A 19,715-nucleotide genomic window follows, 5' to 3' on the forward strand; every position below is an offset into this window, starting at 1 on the left:
CAAACCAATTCACCAGTCAGTAACTGACAGGACATGCGCCTATAGCCTGAACCGGAAGAGCGGTTCAAGGAGGAGCCATGGAATCGGCCGGGACCGTCGCGGGCACGCTGCCGCGACCGGGTCTGCGTGAGCGCAAGAAGCAGCGCACCCGGGACGCCCTGGTCCGGGCCGCCCTGGAGCTGATCGCCACCCGCGGCTACGACGGGACGACCGTCGACGACATCGCCGCGGCCGTCGACGTCTCGCAGCGCACCTTCTTCCGCTACTTCGCCAGCAAGGAGGAGGTCGCGCTGTTCGTCCCGCGCCTCGCGGAGTCGCAGATCACCGACGCCGTCCGGGCGCGCCCGCGGGACGAGGCGCCGCTGGAGGTGCTGCGCCGGGCCGTGCTGGACAGCTGGGACGCGATCAACGAGGCCGTCGGACGGCTGGTGCCCCTGGAACTGCACATGCGGGTCTACCGGGTCATCGAGTCCACGCCCGCACTGCTCGCCGCGCATCTGCGGCGGGCGGCGGAGCTGGAGGAGGAGCTGGCGGGCATCATCGCCGAGCGCGAGGGCCTGGACGTCGACGCCGACCCCCGGCCGCGGATCCTGGTGGCCGCGTTCGGCGGGGTGATCCGGGTGGCGGAGCGGCGCTGGTCCGCCGGGAACGACCTCAGCACCGAGGCACTGAGGGACCTGATGCGGATCTGCCTGGACCACGTCGGACCGGCCCTCGCCACGAACTGGCGTACGGAAGCATCCCTGAATCGGCACAACGAAACGTGATCCCAGTCACTAGATTCACGCGAGACACTCTCGTTCTCCTAGTGTGTCCTCCCAGTGACTTCCTTCGACACCTCCCCTCAGCTGAACCTGTGGCGGGCGCTCCTGGCGCTCGCCGTGGTCTTCGTGATGCTGGCGACCACCGGCTGGACGGCACTGCGCCACCAGCGCCACCCCGCTCCCCTCCAGGCGTCGATCGCCGCGTGGGAGGACGGCCGGGTGGCCGGGAAGCGGCTGCCCGACCCCGAGTCGGCGCCCCTGCGGCTGGCCCGGTTCTTCGCCTCGCTCACCGAGGGACAGCGGGTGCGGCTCGCCCACCGCTACCCCCTCGCGGTCGGCAACATGAACGGCGCGCCGGTCGAACTGCGCTACCGCGCCAACCGGATCGCGCTGGCCGAGGCCCGCGAGGTGGAGCTGCGGCGTCTGCACGACAGCCGTCTCACCTCCTCGGGCCAGCAGCAGGCGGCCCGCAGGATGGACCGCATGGAGGCGCTGATGCGGCCGGGACGGCACATCCTCGCCTTCGACCCGGCGGGCTCCGGCCGGGTCGCGGAGGTCTTCGGTGACCTGCGGCGCGCCGAGCGGGTGTCCGTGGTCGTTCCGGGTGTCGACACCGACCTGCTCACCTTCCAGCGCTCCCGGCGCGCGCACTCCGCCCCCGTCGGCATGGCCACGTCGCTGTACGCGGCCCAGCGCGCCGCCGACCCGGCGGCCCGTACGGCCGTGATCGCCTGGGCCGACTACACCGCGCCCAGCGGTCTCGGCATGGACGCGGCCACGGCGATGCGCGCGGAGGACGGCGCGGCCCGGCTGGACGCGATGGTGCGGGGACTGCCGGGCGTGGCCCCGGTCTCGCTGTTCTGCCACAGCTACGGCTCGGTGGTGTGCGGACTGGCCGCGCACCGCGTGCCGGAGCGGGTGAGCGACATCGCGGTGGCCGGCAGCCCGGGCATGCGGGTGGAGAACGCCGCGCAGCTGCACACCACCGCGCGGGTGTGGGCGATGCGGGACGCCGACGACTGGATCCAGGACGTGCCGTACCTGGAGCTCGGCGGGCTGGGCCACGGGGCCGACCCGGTGGCCGACGGGTTCGGCGCGCGGGTCCTGTCGGCCCGTGAGGCCAAGGGGCACGCCGGGTACTTCGTGCCCGGGACGGACAGTCTGCGGAACTTCGCCGAGATCGGGGTTGGCGCATACCGGGCGGTTTCCTGTGCGCACCAGGACGACGTCTGCCGGGCGGGTTTGTCCGGTACGACCCCTACCGGACGCGCGTAGAAGCGGAGATACTGCGGTATGCGTGGGGAGGGGACGGAGAAGCTCGTGCCGCATACGATGAGCCGCATGGGTGACGTACTGGCCGGAATTCATGCCGCCTGGGAGTTCGAATCCGACTCCGTGCTCATCCGTTACGAACGCGGGATTCGAACACCCAAGCTGTTCCAGGCGCTCGGTGAGCGGCGCGTGCCGCTGGAGGCGATCGAGGGCGTGACCCTCACGCCCGGCAAGCGCGGGTCCGTGGTGCTGCGTCTGGAGCCCCGGCCGGGAGCCGATCCGCTGATGGAGGCGGCCGCCGGGCAGTTGAAGGAGAGCAGCGACCCCTACCGGCTGGTGCTGCACGCCGAGCGGGAGACCCTCGCCGAGTACTACGCCGACGAACTGCGCGACCGGCTCACCGAGTCGGGCCCCGCCGAACGCCACCTGGTGGCGGCGCCCGAGGCGCCGCTGCAGTTCAAGGCGTACGACGGCAAGGCGACGTTCGACGGCACGGCGGTGGCGTTCCGCTGGTTCTGGACCGGGGCCTCGTCGGCGAAGTGGAAAGCCGGCGACCAGCGGTTCCCGATAGCCGAGCTCGGCGGGGTGGAGTGGCGGTCGCCCGAGGTGTTCGAGGGTCATCTGCGGCTGCTGCGCCGGGACACGGCGGTGCCGGCACCGGCGCAGGCCGACCAGGACCCCGCCGCGGTGGTGTTCGGGCTGGGGTACGGACCCGTGCACGAGTCGCTGCCGTTCGCGGCGGCCGTGCTGGCCGCTGTGCGGGACTGTGCGGCGGTGCCGGTGATGTCGTCGCCGGCGATGGCGTCGCCGGGGGCCGCCGCTCGGCGGGATCCGGCGGACATCGCCGAGCGGATCCGGCATCTCGGGGAGTTGCATCAGGCGGGGCTGGTGACGGACGAGGAGTTCTCCGCGAAGAAGGCGGAGTTGCTTGCCGAGCTTTAGCCCTGCCGGGGGTGGGGTGGGTGTCGGGTGCGGGTGCGTGGGGGCTTGTCGCGCAGTTCCCCGCGCCCCTGACCTGAAGGGGCGCTTCCTCAGGGGGTGGTGTGCTTCTTACTCTCTGCCTGCTGAGGTGAAGGTCATGTCCGCGTAGCGGGGGCCCGCCACCTTGTCGGCGATGGGGTCGAGGGAGGCCAGCTCGGACTCGGTGAGGGTGATGCGGGTGGCCGCCGTGTTCTCCTCCACGCGGGACGGGCGGCGGGTGCCGGGGATCGGGACGACCGGGAGGCCGTGCACCCGCGCCTGCTGGTGGACCCAGGCCAGGGCGATCTGGGCCGGGGTCACGCCGTGTGCCTCGGCGGCCTCGCGGACCGGTGCGAGCAGGGCGGCGTTGGCGGCCGCGTTGTCCCCGGTGAACCGGGGCATCGTGCGGCGGATGTCGTCCTCGCCGAGGTCCTGGGAGGCGTCCGCGAAGGAACCGGTGAGGAAGCCCCGGCCGAGCGGCGAGTACGGGACCAGGGTCACGCCCAGCTCACGCGCCGCCGGCACCACCGCGGCCTCGATGTCCCGGCTGAACAGCGACCACTCCGACTGCACAACCGCGATCGGGTGCACGGCGTGGGCGGCGCGCAGTTCACCGGCCGTCACCTCGCTCAGCCCCAGCTGCTTCACCTTGCCCTCGCGGACCAGCTCGGCCATGACACCGACGGTCTCCTCGATCGGGATGTTCACGTCGCGCCGGTGCATGTAGTACAGATCGATGACGTCGACCTCCAGGCGCCGCAGGCTCCCCTCGACGGCCTGCCGGATGTACGGCGGGTCGTTGCGGACGATGCGCCGGGTGGGCTCGTCCGGCGGGATCGACAGGGCGAACTTGGTGGCGAGGACCACCTCGTCGCGGTGCGCCGCGAGGAACGGGGCGAGGAAACGCTCGTTGTCGCCCGCGCCGTACGCGTCCGCCGTGTCGTAGAGGGTGACGCCCAGGTCCAGGGCGCGCTCCAGGGTCGCCCGGGAGGCGTCCGCGTCGGCGGGACCGTAGGCGAAGCTCATGCCCATGCAGCCGAGGCCCTGCACGCCCACCTCGGGGCCGTCCGCGCCCAGCGTGGTCGTGGGGATCGTGTGCTCGCTCATCATGCCCTTTCCGAAGCCAGGGCCCGCCCGGCGTCCGCGTAGAAGCTGATCTTGCGGTCCAGGACGGCGAGCGTGCCCTGGAGTTCGGCGATGCGGGCCAGCACGTCCTCGCGGGTCGCCTTGAGCAGCTCGAAGCGCTCGGTGTACGTGTGGTCGCCGGCCCGGACCAGTTCGGCGTAGCGCACCATGTCGGCGACCGGCATGCCGGTCAGCCGGAGCTTGCCGACCAGGGCGAGCCAGTCCAGGTCGCGGTTGGTGTAGCGCCGCTGCCCGGTGTGGGAGCGGTCGATGTGCGGCATCAGTCCGATGCGCTCGTACCAGCGCAGGGTGTGTGCCGTCAGCCCGGTGAGGGCGGCCACCTCGCTGATCGTGTACTTGTCCTCGCCGTCCGGCCGCCGGTCGCCCTGCGGGGGTCCGGCGCAGGTGTCGGTCCTGGTACCCGTGGTCTCCGTCACCGTCATGGCTTCCACGCTAGATCCTTGGAGTGCGCTCCAGGCAAGCGACGCCGGTGAGAAATGGGCGGCACGGGTCAACGGCGTCCGATTACCGTGCCGCCATGACTCCTGTACGCCGTGCGACACCCGACGACGCCGAGGAAGTGCTGCGGCTGCGTCAGGTGATGATCGACTCGCTGGCCCGGTCCGACCCGTCCACCGCGTGGCACGCCGAGTCGCTGCCCGTGCTGCGCGCCAGACTGGCGGCGCCGGACGGCGGGTTCGCCGCGTTCGTCGTGGACCACCCCCGGCGGTCGGGCGCCCTCGCGGCGCTGGTGGCCGGCACGATCGAGTACCGCATCGGCGGCGCGCACAACCCGCGCGGCACCGACGGCTACGTCTTCAGCGTCGCCACCGACCCGGACGCCCGCCGCCGGGGCTACGCGCGGGCGTGCATGGACGCGCTGCTGGAGTGGTTCCGGGAGCGGGGCGCCGTGCGGGTGCGGCTGACCGCGAGCCCGGAGGCCGAGCCGATGTACCGCTCCCTGGGCTTCGTCCCCAAGCCGGACCCTTTGCTGGAGCTCAGGCTGTGAGCGCTTAGGCTCGACGGCATGTCGCTGAAGAGCCTCGCGTCGATCGAGAACTGGCCGGTTCCCACCGCTGCGGCGGGGGTGGTACGGGCGGACGGCACCGTCCTGGGCACGCACGGACCGGCCGGGCACCGCTTCCCGCTGGCCTCGGTCACCAAGCCGCTGGCCGCGTACGCGGTGCTCGTCGCGTACGAGGAGGGGGCGGTCGAGCTGGACGAGCCGGCGGGCCCGGACGGCTCGACGGTCCGCCACCTGCTCGCGCACACCTCGGGCCTCGCCTTCGACGAGCACCGAGTGACCTCCGCGCCGGGCGAGCGGCGGCTGTACTCCAACGCCGGGTTCGAGCAGCTGGGCGACCACGTGGAGAAGGCGACGGAGATCCCGTTCGGCGAGTATCTGCGGCAGGCGGTGCTGGAGCCGCTGGGGATGACGGCGACCTCGCTGGAGGGCTCCCCCGCGAAGGACGGCGTGTCCACGGTCGACGACCTGCTGCTGTTCGCCGCGGAGGTGCAGGCGCCGCGCCTGCTGGACCCGCGGACGGTGGCCGCGGCGATGACCGTGCAGTACCCGGGCACCAAGGGCGTGCTGCCGGGTTACGGGCACCAGAACCCCAACGACTGGGGACTGGGCTTCGAGATCCGGGACGGCAAGGCGCCGCACTGGACCGGCGGGTCGTCCTCGCCGCGCACCTTCGGGCACTTCGGCCAGTCGGGCACGTTCCTGTGGATCGACCCGGACGCGGGCGCGGCGTGCGTGGCGCTCGCCGACCACGCGTTCGGCCCCTGGGCGGTCGAGGCGTGGCCGCCGTTCACGGACGCGGTGCTGGCGGAACTGCGCGGCTGATCCCGCGCCTCGCGGCCGGACGTACCGGAACACCCCGTACGACCTGGGGCGTTCGCGTGGGCCCGAGGTGAAAACCCTGTGGAAGCGGTGTCGGTGGGGCGCCCTATGATGCGCCGGACGATCACGCGGACCAGGGGAGGGCGCGACATGTTCGGCAAATTGTTCGGCAGGGGCGGGGACGGGCCGGGGGCGGATCCGTACGCCCTTCCGGCGCCGCGCAGGAAGAACGGGACGTACGCCCTGCGCGCCCTCGGGGACACGCGGGTGCTGGCGGTCGTGGAGGCCGCCGACGCGGGTGACTGGGAGGCGGTCAAGGCCGCCCTGGCCCCCTTCGACCTGGGCCGCGACCATCAGGTCCTCGGCCAGCTGGCCGTCCTGGACGGGGTGCAGGACTGGATCGGCCGCGCCGTCGAGGAGGACAAGGAGCACCGGGTCCCGGCCCTGCTGATATCCGGGGCGCGGCACGTCAACTGGGGCTGGGAGGCACGGACCAGCGCGCGTGCCGTGGACGTCACACGGGAGCAGTGGCAGGTCTTCCGCGAGCGGCTCCAGCTCGCCGAGCGGCAGTTGTTCGAGGCGGCCGAGCTGCGTCCCGACTGGATCACGCCGTGGCGCCACCTGCTCACCTCCGCGCGCGGCATGTCGCTCGGCTCCACGGTCGCGGAAACCCGGCGCGACGCCGCCCTGCGCCGTGACCCGCTCGACCTGGAGATCCACCTCGAATGGCTGTCCCAGCTCCAGCCCCGCTGGGGCGGTGAGCCCGGCGAGGCCCTGGAGTTCGCCCGCGCGGCGTTCGCCAAGGCGCCCGAGGGCCACCGGCTCGGCTGCGTGGTCGCCATGGCGTACATCGAGGAGTGGGTGGAGGCCGACGACGGCGCCTGCCTGCAGCAGCCCAGGATCCGCAGCGAGCTGCGGGAGGCGGCGGAGCGCAGCGTCCTGCACCACGCCTACGAGCGCCGCCTGGGCTGGCAAGGCGACTACAACATCTTCGCCATGGCCCTGTCCCTGGCCGGAAGCAGCACCGCCTCCAACGTCTTCCGCGAACTGGAGGGCGCGTACACCGAGTGGCCGTGGACGTACATGTCCGAACCGCAGAAGACGTACGCGCGCTTCCGCAAAGCCTTCTGAGCCCCGGCTCGCCCTCTTCCGCCGCCCGTCGCACGCCTTCACACCCCGGACCGCCGATGACCCTGCCCGAGAACACCGCCGACCGCACCTTCCAGGTCGACCTGCGCGGCCTCGTCGACCTGCTCTCCCACCACCTCTACTCCAGCCCCCGCGTCTATCTGCGCGAACTGATGCAGAACGCGGTGGACGCGCTCACCGCCCGGCACGCCCTCGAACCGGCCGCCCCCGCCGGCACCTTCGGCATCCGGCTGTACGCCGACGCCGCCGTGGTGCGCGTCGAGGACGACGGCGTCGGCCTCACCGAGGCCGACGTGCACACCTTCCTGGCCACGATCGGCCGCAGCAGCAAGCGCGCCGACGGGATCGCCGAGCAACGCGGCGACTTCATCGGGCAGTTCGGCATCGGCCTGCTGTCCTGTTTCCTCGTCGCGGACGAGATCCACGTGGTCAGCCGGTCCGCCCGTACGCCCGACGCGCCCGCCGTGGAGTGGCGGGGACGCGGCGACGGCAGCTACACCGTGCGCACCCTGCCCGCCTCCGCCCGGCCCCGGCCCGGCACCACGGTCACGCTGACCCCGCGCGCCGACGCCGGCGAGTGGACCCGGCCCGCGCGGGTGCGGTCCCTGGCCGGGCACTTCGGCTCGCTGCTGCGCCACCCGGTGACCTTCGACGACGGCACCGGCCCCGCCGTCCCGGTCAACCCCGAGGCGGCGCCCTGGGCGCGGACGTACCCGACGCCGGGTGCCCGCTCCCGCGCACTGGCCACGTACGGCGAGGAGGTGTTCGGCTTCGCCCCGCTGGACACCATCGAGCTGGACCTGCCGGCGGTGGGTCTCAAGGGCATCGCGTGCGTGCTGCCGGAGGCGGTGCCCGCCGGGCGCCGTCACGGCCACCGGGTGCACGTCAAGGGCATGCTGCTGTCGGAGCAGGCGGAGGAGATCCTGCCCGACTGGGCGTTCTTCGTCCGCTGCGTCGTCGACGCGGAGAGCCTGCGCCCGACGGCGTCCCGCGAGTCCCTGTACGAGGACGACACCCTCGCCGCCGTCCGTGACGCGCTCGCCGAGAAGCTGCGCGCGTGGATCGCCCGCGTCGCCGCCAGCGACCCGGACCTGCTGCACCGCTTCCTCCAGGCGCACCATCTGTCGGTGAAGTCGCTCGCCGTGCACGACGACGAGATCCTGCGGATGCTGCTGCCGTGGCTGCCGTTCGAGACGACCGACGGCCACTGCACCCTGGACGAGTTCTCCCGCACCCACCGCACCGTGCTGGTGACGTCCAGCGTGGAGGAGTTCCGGCAGGTCGCGGCCATCGCGTCGGCCGCCGGGCTCGGCGTGGTCAACGGCGGCTACACCTACGACCGCGAACTGGCGCACCGGCTGCCGGAGATCAGGCCCGAGGTGAGCGTCGCCGACCTCGACCCGGCGACCCTGACCGCGCACCTCGACCCGGTCGACCGGGAGACGGAACTGGCCGCCGCGGCCTACCTGGCGCTCGCCCGGGACGCCCTCGCGGTGTTCGACTGCGACGTGGCGCTGCGCGCCTTCCAGCCGGCGTCCGCGCCCGCCCTGCTCGTCGACAGCCGCGAGGCCCGGCACGAGCGCACCCGCTCCCGGCTCGCCCGTGAGCAGGAGGGCGGCCTGTGGGGCGACATCCTCGGCGCCCTGCAGCAGGAGGCCCCTCGCGCGCAGCTGATCCTCAACCAGCTGAACCCGCTGGTGCGCACCGCCGTCGCGATCGACGAGCCCGAACTGGCCCGCACCAGCGCGGAAGCCCTGTACGGGCAGGCCGCGCTGCTGTCCCGGCGCCCGCTCCGGCCCGCCGAGTCCAGCCTCATCAACCGCTCCTTCCTCGACCTTCTCGCCCACGCCCTGCGCAAGGACAGCTGACGATGCAGACCGCACCCCAGACCACCGACGAGCTGTACGAGGCGCTGCGGGAGAACGACCGGCGCCCCTACGGCCGCACCCGTACCGTCACCGCCGAGGAACTCGCCGAGGCGGCCGAACTGTTCGGCGAGCCGGTGCCGCTGATCCACGCCCTGCTGGAGCTCCAGGAGGCGTACACGTACGGCTCCGAGCCGCGGAAGTCGCCGGTCGTCTTCGCCCGGCTGCTGAACCTCTTCGACGAGCAGCCCGAGGTGTTCGACGACCGGCTGCGCCACCAGCTCTTCTGGCGGTTCAAGTGGGTGGCCAACGCCCTGCGCTGCCTGCCCGAGGTGCCGCTGGCCAGTCTGCGCCAGTGGCAGACGGAGATGCGCGACCGCTACGAGAAGGCCGGGCTCGACCTCCAGCCGTACTACGGGCAGGCCTACCAGCTCGCCGCCCACGTCGGTGAGGACACCGCCCTCGCCTACGAGCTGTGGGCGGGCCGGACCCGCGGCATGCTCAGCGACTGCGAGGCGTGCGAGACCTGCGAGCGCGCCCTGTACCACCTGGCGGCGGGCGACGACGAGCGGGCGCTGCGCGCCTGGGAGCCGGTGCTCGGCGGCGAGGAGTCCTGCCAGGAGGAGCCGGCCCGCTCCGTGTCGTACGCGCTGCTGCCGCTGCTGCGCGCCGGCCGCACCGACGAGGCGCGCCGGCTGCACCTGGCGGGGTACCGGGGCTGCCGCCGCAACCCCTCGACGGCCGGGGAGGTCGGCCGCCACCTGGAGTTCTGCGCGCTGACCGGCAACGAGGCGCGCGGCCTGGAACTGCTGGCGGAGAACCGCACCCTGTTCGAGGAGGTGGACTCGCCGCTGGCCCAGCTCGACCTGCTCACCGGCGTGGAGGTGCTCCTCGCCCGGGTCGGGGCGCTGGGCCACGGGGAGCTGCCCGCCGCCGGGTTCCCCGGCCGGAGCTGGACGGTGGCGTCGCTGCGTGCCGAGGTGCGTCGGCGCGCCGACGACCTCGCCGCCCGCTTCGACGCCCGCAACGGCACGACGGCCCACACCGACCGCCGCGCGGCCCGTCTCGGCCGGGCGCCGCTGCTGGAGTCGCTGGAGCTGACCCTGCGGCCGCGCACCCTGGAGGACGTGGTCCCGGCGACCGCCCCGGCCGCGCCGGAGCCCGCCGAGGCGCTTCCCGAGGCGCCGGCCGAGCTGATCGGACGGGCGAGGGAGCTGGACGAGCAGGGTCATCCGGACGCGCACGCCTGCTGGGCCCGCCTGCGCGCCCTCACCACCGCCCCGGACTACGTCCACCCGGACGACCCCGAGGTGGGCCCGCTGGTGCGGCTGCGGGCGGACCTGCTGGAGGAGGAGGCCACGCTGGCGGACCGCAAGGACGCGCACGCCGACGCGGCGGCGCTGTACGAGGAGGCCGCGGGTCTGTACGAGGACGCGGGGCTCCCGGGCCACGCGGTGTTCGCCCGCGCGAGCGCGGTGCTGGCGGGGGCGCAGGTGGTTCCGCCGGGGGCGGCCGAGGAGGACGCCGATCCTGAGGCGCGGGCCGCCGCCCAGGTCGCGGTGTTCGCGCAGGCGCACGCGGAGCTGGTGCGGCTGCACGAGCAGGCGCCCGGGATCGCCCCGTACCTGGAGGCGCGGCTGCTGCGCCTGCGGGTGAGCGCCCGCGGCCTGCGGCTCCAGGCGTCCGGGGACAGGGAGCACGTGGCCCCGATCCTCGCCGAGGCGGAGCTGCTGTACGACTTCGCCACGCGGCACGGCCTCACCGGGCAGATCGCCGCCGCCCGGCTGCTGCGGGCCACCACCCACGCCATGGCCGGCGACCTGCCGACCGCGCTCGCGGAGGCGGACGGCCTGGTCGAGCTGCTGCGGACGGACGGTCCCGCCTGGCACCTGCCCCGCGCGCTGTCCCTGCGCGGCAAGATCCAGTTCGGCCTGGGGGACGCGGAGGCCGCCCACGCGAGCCTCAGCGAGGGGATACGGCTGGCCGCCGAGTGGCCCGCCGAGGCGGTCGACGTCCCGACCCTGCACGGCGAACTGGCGCAGGCCTGCATGGGCCTGGGCCGCCACGACGAGGCGTTGCGCCATCTGACGCGGTCGGCGGAGCTGGAACTGCGGGCGGGCGCCCGGTTCGACGCGTTCTGCACCTACAGCAACGCCGCCCAGCTCAGCCTAGACCTGGGCCGGATCGAGGACTGCGTCGCGCTGCTCGACTCCCTGCTAGTGGAGCCGGACGTCGTCGACGGCGAGCTGGACGACCGGCTCGTCGCCCAGCTGCGGCTGACCCGCGCCCGCGCGCTGCGCGCCGGCGACGACCTCAAGGCCGCCACGGCGGAGTTCGTCGCCCTCGCGGCGGAGTCGGCGGGCTGGGACGACGACCCGGGGAGCCACGCCATGATCGCGGCGGAGACGGCCGTCCTGCTCGGTGAGGCGGGTGAGTTCGCCAAGGCGCGGGAGGCCGTGGACCAGGCGCTCGCGGCCCACGCCCGCGACCCGCGGTACGAGCTGGTCAGCAACGCCCTGCGGGAGCTGGCCCGGCTCCAGGCCCAGCAGCAGGGCCCCGAGGGCCTGACCGGCGCCCGCGTCTTCCTCGACGACGCCGGCCGGGTCGCCGACGCGGCCCGCGCCGTCGGCTTCGAGGCGCACGGCCGCTCCCTGGACACGGCCCTGGCCTACGAGCACGGGCGGATCAACGCGTACGCCGGTGCGTACGACGAGGCGCTGGCCGCGCTGGAGAAGGCCCTCGGGCTGCTCGGGGAGCCGGGTGCGGACGCCGACGTGGCCGGTGAGTGGGCGGAGTGCGTCCGCCTGGCCGGTGTCGTGGAGGGCGTCTACCTGGAGCGCGCCGCCCCGGCCCTCGCCCGGGTCGAGGCGGCGGCGGACCGCCTGACGGGCCTCGGCCACACCGAGGCGGCGGAGTCCCTGACGGGGCTGGCGGAACGGCTGCGCGACGGGGAGTGAGCGGTGCAGGTGCCGGGGTGGGGTCGTCTGTCCCTCCCCGGCACCCGAAGGGAGCCGGGCGCCGTCCCGTCTCGCGATGCGGGACGAGCGGCCGCCCCGGCCCCGCGCGGTGACTGTGACGGTGATCTCGTTTACGGAGCGTATCTGCGCCTTTGATGACCTTGTGTCACTCCCGCTTTGTGGCACGGACGTTAACGCCCACCTGAACCCCTTGTGCAATCCGCGTAGACAGATCAATCTTTCGCCTGGCGGCAGGACATGCGGAGCGCGGCCACAGCGCCCATGTTTGGCATGTCCCTGACAGACGCACGTTCCGGTGACCCGGTGCGGACGTCCGCCGTGCGGCGCCTCATCCCCAGAGGCGCGACCCCCACACTCCCCACCTGTCGAGGAGAAACCTCAGATGGCAGTGAAGCGAAACACCAGGCGCAAATCGATCGTCGGCGTCGGCGCGGTCGCCGCGGCGGCCCTGACGGGCGGTCTGTTCACCGCTCCCGCCGCGCACTCCGCCGAGTCCCCCAAGGGGACGATCGCCTACGCGGACGCGCCGAACGCGGTCGAGGGCAGCTACATCGTCACCCTGAAGTCGGGCACCAAGGCCACGTCCGCCCAGGGCAAGGGCCTGGCCAAGAAGTACGGTGCCGACGTCGAGCACACCTTCCGCGAGGCCGTCAACGGCTACACCGTCGAGGCCACCGAGGCCGAGGCCGCCGAGCTGGCCGCCGACCCGTCGGTCGCGCTGGTCGAGCAGAACCGCGCCTTCACCATCCAGGCGACGCAGACCAACCCGCCGTCCTGGGGCCTGGACCGCATCGACCAGACCGCGCTGCCGCTCAGCGGGTCGTACACGTACGACGACACCGCCGGCCAGGGCGTCACCGCGTACATCATCGACACCGGTGTGCGCGTCTCCCACAGTGACTTCGGCGGCCGGGCCCGCAACGGCTACGACGCCGTGGACGGCGACAACGTCGCCCAGGACGGCAACGGCCACGGCACCCACGTCGCCGGCACCGTCGCGGGCAGCGCCTACGGTGTCGCGAAGAAGGCCGGCATCGTCGGCGTGCGCGTCCTCGACAACAACGGCTCCGGCACCACCGCCGGCGTGATCGCGGGCGTCGACTGGGTCGCCGCCAACGCGGTGCTCCCGGCGGTCGCCAACATGTCGCTCGGCGGCGGCGCGAGCACCACGCTCGACAACGCGGTCCGCAACGCCATCGCGGCCGGCGTCACCTTCGCCGTGGCCGCGGGCAACGAGTCGACCACGGCGACCGGCTCCCCGGCCCGGGTGGCCGAGGCGATCACCGTCGGCGCGACCACCAGCACGGACGCCCGCGCCAGCTACTCCAACTACGGCTCGAACCTGGACATCTTCGCGCCGGGCTCGTCCATCACGTCGACCTGGAACACCAGCGACAGCGCCACCAACACCATCTCCGGCACGTCCATGGCCACCCCGCACGTGGCGGGCGCCGCGGCGCTGTACCTCGCGGACAACCCGTCGGCCACCCCGGCGCAGGTCTCCTCCGCGCTGGTCGCGAACTCGGTCTCCGGCGCGGTCACCAGCCCCGGCACGGGCTCTCCGAACCGTCTGCTGTACGTCGGCGGCAACGGTGGCACGACCCCGCCCACCGGCAAGACGTTCACCAGCTCGACGCGGTACACGATCAGCGACCGGACGACGGTCGAGTCCCCCATCACCGTCACCGGTGTCTCGGGCAACGCCCCGTCGGCCCTCCAGGTCCCGGTGAACATCGTCCACACCTACATAGGTGACCTGACGGTCTCCCTGGTGGCCCCCGACGGGTCGGTCTACACCCTCAAGTCCTCCGGCACCGGCGGCTCCACGGACAACATCAACACCACGTACACCGTGAACGCCTCCTCGGAGACGGCCAACGGCACGTGGAAGCTGCGGGTCACCGACGGCTACGCCGGCGACACGGGCTACATCAGCAGCTGGGGCCTGACCTTCTGATCCCCGCCTCAAGCACTCCGCTCCGCCCCGGCACGGGTTCACCGCGCCGGGGCGGTTCGCCCACCGCAGACCCGTTGCCCGATTCACCTCACCACGTGACCACGCTGCGCATACGATCCGCCACAGAACGGAACGAACGCCGCCGGGCGTTGAAGTGAGGTGCAGCCGTGGTCCATGTCCAGTCGCTCGACCCCACCGCGTCCCCGCTGGACTACTACGGCTGGGAACTGCGCCGCCAGCGCGAGGCGCACGGGCTGAAGCAGAGCCAGCTCGGGGAGATCATCTTCTGCACCGGGTCGCTGGTCGGCCAGATCGAGACCACGAAGAAGGTCCCCACCCGTGACTTCTCCGAACGCGTGGACGCGGCCCTCGGCACGGACGGCCTGTTCTCCCGCCTGATCGGCCTGGTCCTCCGCAGCCAACTCCCCACGTGGTTCCAGCCGTACGCCGAGATGGAGGCGAAGGCGGCATACATCTCCACGTACCAGGCGCAGCTGGTGTACGGCTTGCTGCAGACGGAGGAGTACGCGCGTGCCGTCCTCGCCACCGGGACATCGGACGACCTGGAGGGCCTGGTCGGGGCACGGATGGAACGCCAGCGCGTTCTGGAACGGGAGCAGCCACCGCTGACGTGCGTGGTACTGGACGAAGCGGTGCTGCTTCGACCGGTCGGCGGTCGCAAGGTCATGCGGCGGCAACTGGCGCACCTGTTGGAGGTCTCCGGACACCGGTGGACGCAGGTGCAGGTACTGCCGAACGAGGTCGGCGAACACGTCGGCCTGGCGGGTTCGTTCAACCTCCTTCGCTTCGACGACCACCCGGACGTGATCTACACGGAAGACGTCATCTCCGGTCATATGACAGCCAATCCGGAGACCATCAGGGAGGCCGCCCTCCGTTACGCTCGCTTGCAGGCTGCCGCACTCTCTGTGGAGGATTCGGCGGGACTGATCAGCCGCCTGATGGAGGAACGCTATGGACACCGCTCCCAGCCCGAGGAACAGCCAGTGGCGTAAGTCCAGCTACAGCGGAAACACCGGCGGCGACTGCGTCGAGGTCGACCTGACGGATGCCGCCGTGATCCCCGTGCGGGACAGCAAGAACCCCGCCGGTCCGGTCGTGACCGTTGGAGTCCCCGCCTGGCAGGCGTTCCTCGGCAGCCTGCGCCGGCACTGACGCGGATCTCCACGGCAGACTGTGCCGCATGGAGTTGATCGCGACGGGCCGGGACCTCCGCCTCGAGTAAGCAGCCTGGCTCCGCCGACTCACGGACGGCGAAGGTCAGCTCCGCCTGGGGCCGAGGTGGCGGCGGAAGAAGCGGAGTGTGCTGTCCAGTTCGGTGGGCGGGATTTCGCCGTGTCGGCCGGGGTTGACGTGCAGCGACTTCTCCGGGGAGGCCAAGGCATCGAACAGGGCCAGGCTCTGGTCCCTCGGGACGCGTTCGTCGTCCCACTGCACCAGGAACTCCACCGGGACCGTGATCCGCGCTGCCGCCTCGGCCGACGCCGACGCCCCGCCCAGACCCAGGACCGCCGCGCGGACCCGCGGCTCCGCCGCGACGAACGGGACGCCGAGTCCGCAGCCCAGCGAGACGCCCCAGTAGCCCACCGGGCCGGTACCCACGTGGTGGAGCCGCCGCACCGCGTCCAGGACCGCCCGCCATTCCGGCACGGTCCGCCGGGCCACGAGGGCCTGGAAGCCGGCGATCAGCGGCGCCAGTTCCTCGCCGGCCTCCACGCGGGCCTGGTTCTCGGTCGCGATCCGGTCGTACTCCTCGACCTTCGGCCGGTCGCCGTGGGCGGGCACGTCGACGGACACGGCGGCGAAACCGCACTCGGTCACCAAGCGGCGGGCAAGGGTGAGGATCTCGGGGGCCTTCTTGTGCCGGCCGCCCCCGTGTCCCAGGAGGACGAGCGGCAGCGGGGCGGTGGTGTCGCCTTCCGGCGTCCACAGAACGCCGGGAATGTCACCGAGTGCGAAGAGCTGTTCGCGGACGCCGCCGGACGACGCGTCGGAGAGGAAGCGCATGACGATGCGTGCCTTTCGGGAGACCTCTGCGGGCGCCCCCTAGGCCATGCGAGGGAGGGAGGCCCGACCTGTCGAAGCGTTGATCGGTCTCACCTCCTCGAGTCGCAGCCGTGCACGGCGGCAGGAACGTACCACGGTGGTGCGCCGGAACGCCCCAGCCCTCCATGGGAGTAGTGCCGGCACCGGCGGGGCCCCGTCGGGGGCGGCCGCCCGGATGCCGTCGACCGGCCCCCGCCTGAGGCTGGAGGCGTGGAGGCATGAAGACGAGCAATAGATTAGAGTTAGCATCTAAACGTGAGTCGATCCGCATCGGCACGCGGCGACCCGCGCACACGCGCACACGCGCACCGGAACGGAACGGAAAAGAGACCGACATGAGCACCTACCTGATCAACCACCTGCGGATCCCCGGTGACGTCCCCAACGAGGAAGGGCTGTCCTACCTGGAGCAGGTCGAGGCGACCGTCGCGCCGTTCGGGGGGAAGTGGCTCGCGCAGGGAGAGGTGGACGTGGTCGAAGGAGCGTGGCCGGGGACGGTCGTGCTGATGGAGTTCCCCGACCGCGCCGCAGCGGAGGCCTGGTACAACTCCCCCGAGTACCGGGACATCCGTCCCCTGCGGGTCAACAACGCCATCTCGGACCTGGTCCTGGTCGACAGCCTTCCCGACGGTTTCACCGTGCGCGGCTTCGCACAGCAGGTCCGCGCCATGGTGGCGCAGGCTTCCGACAGCTGACCTCCCCGGAGCCGGTGGTCAGAACGCCGACATCTCCCACAGCAGCAGCTCCGTCTCCGTGACCGCCACCGCCTCGACGTTCTTCTCGTCCGTGAGGCGGGCCGCGTCGCCCGGTTCCAGCAGCTCACCGTCCAGGCGGACCGTGCCGCGGACCACGTGGGCGTAGAGGTACGGCGCGTCCGGGACCGCCGTCCGCTCCCCCACGGCCAGGCGGCGGACGTGCAGCATCGCCCCCGCCTCCGGGAGGGCGTACGGCGTGGAGTCCGCTATGCCGCGGACGACCTCGTACCGCGGTTCGCCGCCCGGCTTCAGCGGGGCCAGCCACATCTGGAGGAAGGTCAGCGAGGACCGGCCCGCGTTCCGCTCCACGTGCCGCACCCCCGACGCCGCGCTGAGGCGCTGCACGTCGCCGGGGCGGATCACCGTCTCGTGGCCCGTGGAGTCACGGTGGGTCAGCTCGCCCGCGACCACCCACGTCACGATCTCGGTGTGGCTGTGCGGGTGCTCGTCGAAGCCCGCGCCCGGACCCAGGTGCTCCTCGTTGCAGGCGATCACCGCGCCGAAGCGGAGGTTGTCCGGGTCGTAGTGCGGGCCGAAGGACAGGGCGTGCCACGACTCGATCCCGGCCGCCGGATCGCCGCCCCGAAAGCGCTCGCTCGCCCGCCTCACGTCCATCACGGCATCCACCGTAGGCCCTGTCCGGCGGGGCCGGGACGGCGCACGGCCGGGGCACCGGAGCCCGGACGCGGGGCACGGACCGGCGGCCGGGGCGCGACCCGGGGCACGCTCGGCCGTCCGGATGAGGCAGTCTTGTCCCCGTGCCCGAACCCGAAACCAGTACCCCCGAACCCGACGCACGCCCCGCCCATCCGCACACCGCGACCCTCAAGCGGCTGGAGCAGTCGTCCGGCAGTCTCGCCGCCCAGGCCATCGCGCGGATGGACGAGACGCTGCCCTGGTACCGGGCCATGCCCCCGGAGAACCGTTCCTGGATCGGTCTGGTCGCCCAGGCGGGCATCGCCGCCTTCACCGAGTGGTTCCGGCACCCCGACGCCCCGCAGGCCATCTCCACCGACGTCTTCGGCACCGCGCCGCGCGAGCTGACCCGGGCCATCACGCTGCGCCAGACCGTGGAGATGGTGCGGACCACGATCGAGGTGATGGAGACCGCCATCGACGAGGTGGCGGCGCCGGGCGACGAGAGCGTGCTGCGCGAGGCGCTCCTCGTGTACGCCCGCGAGATCGCCTTCGCCACCGCCCAGGTGTACGCCCAGGCCGCCGAGGCACGCGGTGCCTGGGACGCGCGCCTGGAGTCGCTGGTGGTGAACGCCGTGCTCAGCGGGGAGGCCGACGAGGGCGCCGTCTCGCGGGCCGCCGCCCTCGGCTGGAACTCGCCGGAGCACGTGTGCGTGGTGCTGGGCACCGCCCCCGACGGGGACTCCGAGCTGACCGTGGAGGCGATCCGGCGGGCCGCCCGGCACGCCAAACTGCAGGTGCTCACCGGGGTGCTCGGCGACCGGCTCGTCGTCATCGCCGGCGGCAGCGACAACCCGCTCGCCGTCGCGAAGTCGCTGATCGGGCCGTACGCGGCCGGGCCCGTCGTCGCCGGCCCCGTGGTGCCGGACCTGCTGGCCGCGACCCGGTCCGCGCAGGCCGCCGCCGCCGGACTCAAGGCGTGTTCCGCCTGGCAGGACGCCCCGCGCCCGGTGCTGGCGGACGATCTGCTGCCGGAGCGCGCGATGGCCGGGGACCCCTCGGCGCGCGAGCAGTTGGTGGAGGAGATCTACAGACCGCTCGAGGAGGCCGGCGCCGCGCTGCTGGAGACACTCAGCGTGTATCTGGAGCAGGCGAGCAGCCTCGAAGGCGCGGCACGCATGCTGTTCGTGCATCCCAACACCGTGCGTTACCGGCTTCGACGTGTGACAGACGTCACCGGTTGGTCACCCTCCGATGTACGCTCTGCGTTCACCCTGCGGATCGCGCTGATCCTGGGGCGTCTGGTCGATGGCGATCCTCAGTCCTAGTCTTTTGTCGGGGGTCGACAAAACCCCCCTCGGTTCTTCGTCCTTGTCCCCACGGGCGGCCGTGCCCGTCCCCAAGAGAGAGTGTGAGAGTGCTCGTACTCGTCGCTCCCGGCCAGGGCTCCCAGACGCCCGGCTTCCTGACCGAATGGCTCGAACTCCCCGGTGCCACCGACCGTGTCGCCGCATGGTCCGACGCCATCGGACTCGACCTCGCCCACTACGGCACGAAGGCCGACGCGGACGCGATCCGCGACACGGCGGTCGCGCAGCCGCTGCTGGTCGCGGCCGGGCTGCTGTCCGCCTCGGCACTGGGTGACATCGCTCCCGGCGCGGTCGCGGGTCACAGCGTCGGTGAGATCACCGCCGCCGCCCTCGCCGGCGTCCTCGACGACACCGCCGCCCTCTCCCTGGTCCGCAAGCGGGGTCTGGCCATGGCCGACGCCGCCGCGATCACCGGGACCGGCATGGCGGCGCTGCTCGGCGGCGACCCCGAGGTGACGGTGAAGCACCTGGAGAAGCTGGGTCTGACCCCGGCGAACATCAACGGCGCCGGCCAGATCGTCGCCGCCGGCACCAAGGAGCAGATCGCCGCGCTGGAGGCGGACAAGCCCGAGGGTGTGCGCCGGGTGGTCGCGCTCCAGGTCGCCGGCGCCTTCCACACCCACCACATGGCCCCCGCGGTCGACGCGCTGGCGCAGGCCGCGAAGGCCCTCACGCCCGCCGACCCGACCGTCGCCTACGTGTCCAACAAGGACGGCAAGGCGGTCGCGACCGGCACCGAGGTGCTGGAGCGCCTGGTCGGCCAGGTCGCCAACCCGGTCCGCTGGGACCTGTGCATGGAGACCTTCAAGGAACTCGGCGTCACGGCCCTCCTGGAGCTCTGCCCCGGCGGGACCCTCACCGGCCTGGCCAAGCGTGCCCTCCCCGGCGTCAAGACGCTGGCCCTGAAGACCCCCGCCGACCTCGAAGCGGCCCGCGAGCTCGTCGCCGAGCACGCCGCCTGACGCCCCTAA

Annotated in this window: 18 protein-coding genes; 14 read left to right on the forward strand and 4 right to left on the reverse strand. The window is 72.7% G+C overall.

Translation table 11 applies throughout. From position 1 onward, the window contains the following. Positions 1-77: 77 nt before the first annotated feature. From F3L20_RS25390 to F3L20_RS25400, 3 genes are all read left to right on the forward strand, one after another. Positions 78-767, forward strand: coding sequence for a TetR family transcriptional regulator (locus F3L20_RS25390; RefSeq protein ID WP_150156313.1), 690 nt, complete (start codon positions 78-80; stop codon positions 765-767). Between the two features lie 54 nt (positions 768-821). After that, positions 822-2,039, forward strand: a complete 1,218-nt coding sequence (locus tag F3L20_RS25395; RefSeq protein ID WP_150156314.1) for an alpha/beta hydrolase — start codon at positions 822-824, stop codon at positions 2,037-2,039. A 66-nt stretch (positions 2,040-2,105) separates the two neighbouring features. Then, positions 2,106-2,978, forward strand: coding sequence for a DUF4429 domain-containing protein (locus F3L20_RS25400; RefSeq protein ID WP_150156315.1), 873 nt, complete (start codon positions 2,106-2,108; stop codon positions 2,976-2,978). 108 nt (positions 2,979-3,086) lie between these two features. Here the strand turns inward: F3L20_RS25400 and F3L20_RS25405 are convergent, their stop codons facing one another. Together F3L20_RS25405 and F3L20_RS25410 are read right to left on the reverse strand one after the other, a co-directional pair. After that, positions 3,087-4,103 (reverse strand): aldo/keto reductase, encoded by a 1,017-nt coding sequence (locus F3L20_RS25405; protein ID WP_150156316.1) that lies wholly within the window; start codon positions 4,101-4,103, stop codon positions 3,087-3,089. Beyond that, positions 4,103-4,564 carry a MerR family transcriptional regulator gene (locus F3L20_RS25410; RefSeq protein ID WP_150156317.1) on the reverse strand — a complete coding sequence of 154 codons (462 nt, stop codon included), beginning with the start codon at positions 4,562-4,564 and terminating at the stop codon, positions 4,103-4,105. The genes F3L20_RS25405 and F3L20_RS25410 overlap by 1 nt, the downstream gene beginning before the upstream one ends. 95 nt (positions 4,565-4,659) lie before the next feature. Between F3L20_RS25410 and F3L20_RS25415 the strand changes: the two genes are divergently transcribed. The 8 genes from F3L20_RS25415 (at position 4,660) to F3L20_RS25450 (ending at position 15,092) form a co-directional block, all read left to right on the forward strand. Further along, positions 4,660-5,130: a GNAT family N-acetyltransferase gene (locus F3L20_RS25415; RefSeq protein ID WP_150156318.1), complete on the forward strand. Its 471-nt coding sequence runs from the start codon at positions 4,660-4,662 to the stop codon at positions 5,128-5,130. Between the two features lie 18 nt (positions 5,131-5,148). Further along, positions 5,149-5,970, forward strand: a complete 822-nt coding sequence (locus F3L20_RS25420; RefSeq protein WP_150156319.1) for a serine hydrolase domain-containing protein — start codon at positions 5,149-5,151, stop codon at positions 5,968-5,970. 147 nt (positions 5,971-6,117) lie between these two features. Beyond that, positions 6,118-7,098 (forward strand): hypothetical protein, encoded by a 981-nt coding sequence (locus tag F3L20_RS25425; RefSeq protein WP_150156320.1) that lies wholly within the window; start codon positions 6,118-6,120, stop codon positions 7,096-7,098. A 56-nt stretch (positions 7,099-7,154) separates the two neighbouring features. Further along, entirely contained in the window at positions 7,155-8,984 is a 1,830-nt protein-coding gene (locus F3L20_RS25430) for an HSP90 family protein (protein WP_150156321.1), read from the forward strand. A 2-nt stretch (positions 8,985-8,986) separates the two neighbouring features. Next, positions 8,987-11,938: a hypothetical protein gene (locus F3L20_RS25435; RefSeq protein ID WP_150156322.1), complete on the forward strand. Its 2,952-nt coding sequence runs from the start codon at positions 8,987-8,989 to the stop codon at positions 11,936-11,938. Between the two features lie 403 nt (positions 11,939-12,341). Beyond that, positions 12,342-13,916, forward strand: coding sequence for a S8 family serine peptidase (locus F3L20_RS25440; protein WP_150156323.1), 1,575 nt, complete (start codon positions 12,342-12,344; stop codon positions 13,914-13,916). 167 nt (positions 13,917-14,083) lie between these two features. Next, positions 14,084-14,932, forward strand: coding sequence for a helix-turn-helix domain-containing protein (locus F3L20_RS25445; RefSeq protein ID WP_150156324.1), 849 nt, complete (start codon positions 14,084-14,086; stop codon positions 14,930-14,932). Beyond that, the gene (locus F3L20_RS25450; RefSeq protein ID WP_150156325.1) at positions 14,892-15,092 is read left to right on the forward strand and encodes a DUF397 domain-containing protein; all 201 of its coding nucleotides are present in this window, start codon (positions 14,892-14,894) and stop codon (positions 15,090-15,092) included. Before F3L20_RS25445 ends, F3L20_RS25450 begins: the two co-directional genes overlap by 41 nt. Before the next feature lie 105 nt (positions 15,093-15,197). Here the strand turns inward: F3L20_RS25450 and F3L20_RS25455 are convergent, their stop codons facing one another. Then, positions 15,198-15,944: a dienelactone hydrolase family protein gene (locus F3L20_RS25455; protein ID WP_150156326.1), complete on the reverse strand. Its 747-nt coding sequence runs from the start codon at positions 15,942-15,944 to the stop codon at positions 15,198-15,200. Positions 15,945-16,318: 374 nt separating this feature from the next. Here F3L20_RS25455 and F3L20_RS25460 point away from each other — a divergent pair, with 374 nt between their 5' ends. After that, on the forward strand, positions 16,319-16,678 hold the full coding sequence (locus F3L20_RS25460; RefSeq protein WP_150156327.1) for a DUF1330 domain-containing protein: 360 nt from the start codon (positions 16,319-16,321) through the stop codon (positions 16,676-16,678). Positions 16,679-16,696: 18 nt separating this feature from the next. Here the strand turns inward: F3L20_RS25460 and F3L20_RS25465 are convergent, their stop codons facing one another. After that, positions 16,697-17,353: a pirin family protein gene (locus F3L20_RS25465; RefSeq protein WP_206338940.1), complete on the reverse strand. Its 657-nt coding sequence runs from the start codon at positions 17,351-17,353 to the stop codon at positions 16,697-16,699. 143 nt (positions 17,354-17,496) lie between these two features. Between F3L20_RS25465 and fasR the strand changes: the two genes are divergently transcribed. Both fasR and F3L20_RS25475 read left to right on the forward strand, forming a co-directional pair. Further along, entirely contained in the window at positions 17,497-18,702 is a 1,206-nt protein-coding gene (gene fasR / locus F3L20_RS25470) for a fatty acid biosynthesis transcriptional regulator FasR (protein WP_150156329.1), read from the forward strand. Between the two features lie 89 nt (positions 18,703-18,791). Then, the gene (locus F3L20_RS25475) at positions 18,792-19,706 is read left to right on the forward strand and encodes an ACP S-malonyltransferase (RefSeq protein WP_150156330.1); all 915 of its coding nucleotides are present in this window, start codon (positions 18,792-18,794) and stop codon (positions 19,704-19,706) included. Positions 19,707-19,715 lie beyond the last annotated feature (9 nt).

The organism is Streptomyces tendae (assembly GCF_008632955.1).
In the GTDB taxonomy this organism is placed as follows: domain Bacteria; phylum Actinomycetota; class Actinomycetes; order Streptomycetales; family Streptomycetaceae; genus Streptomyces.

Excerpts from the sequence above, each read along its gene's own strand:
- F3L20_RS25465 (WP_206338940.1), bottom strand. The coding sequence starts at position 17,353 with ATGGACGTGAGGCGGGCGAGCGAGCGCTTTCGGGGCGGCGATCCGGCG.
- F3L20_RS25390 (WP_150156313.1), top strand. The coding sequence starts at position 78 with ATGGAATCGGCCGGGACCGTCGCGGGCACGCTGCCGCGACCGGGTCTG.
- F3L20_RS25425 (WP_150156320.1), top strand. The coding sequence starts at position 6,118 with ATGTTCGGCAAATTGTTCGGCAGGGGCGGGGACGGGCCGGGGGCGGAT.
- F3L20_RS25430 (WP_150156321.1), top strand. The coding sequence starts at position 7,155 with ATGACCCTGCCCGAGAACACCGCCGACCGCACCTTCCAGGTCGACCTG.
- F3L20_RS25460 (WP_150156327.1), top strand. The coding sequence starts at position 16,319 with ATGAGCACCTACCTGATCAACCACCTGCGGATCCCCGGTGACGTCCCC.
- F3L20_RS25420 (WP_150156319.1), top strand. The coding sequence starts at position 5,149 with ATGTCGCTGAAGAGCCTCGCGTCGATCGAGAACTGGCCGGTTCCCACC.
- F3L20_RS25435 (WP_150156322.1), top strand. The coding sequence starts at position 8,987 with ATGCAGACCGCACCCCAGACCACCGACGAGCTGTACGAGGCGCTGCGG.
- F3L20_RS25440 (WP_150156323.1), top strand. The coding sequence starts at position 12,342 with ATGGCAGTGAAGCGAAACACCAGGCGCAAATCGATCGTCGGCGTCGGC.
- F3L20_RS25455 (WP_150156326.1), bottom strand. The coding sequence starts at position 15,944 with ATGCGCTTCCTCTCCGACGCGTCGTCCGGCGGCGTCCGCGAACAGCTC.
- F3L20_RS25450 (WP_150156325.1), top strand. The coding sequence starts at position 14,892 with ATGGACACCGCTCCCAGCCCGAGGAACAGCCAGTGGCGTAAGTCCAGC.
- F3L20_RS25405 (WP_150156316.1), bottom strand. The coding sequence starts at position 4,103 with ATGAGCGAGCACACGATCCCCACGACCACGCTGGGCGCGGACGGCCCC.
- F3L20_RS25415 (WP_150156318.1), top strand. The coding sequence starts at position 4,660 with ATGACTCCTGTACGCCGTGCGACACCCGACGACGCCGAGGAAGTGCTG.
- F3L20_RS25410 (WP_150156317.1), bottom strand. The coding sequence starts at position 4,564 with ATGACGGTGACGGAGACCACGGGTACCAGGACCGACACCTGCGCCGGA.
- F3L20_RS25400 (WP_150156315.1), top strand. The coding sequence starts at position 2,106 with ATGGGTGACGTACTGGCCGGAATTCATGCCGCCTGGGAGTTCGAATCC.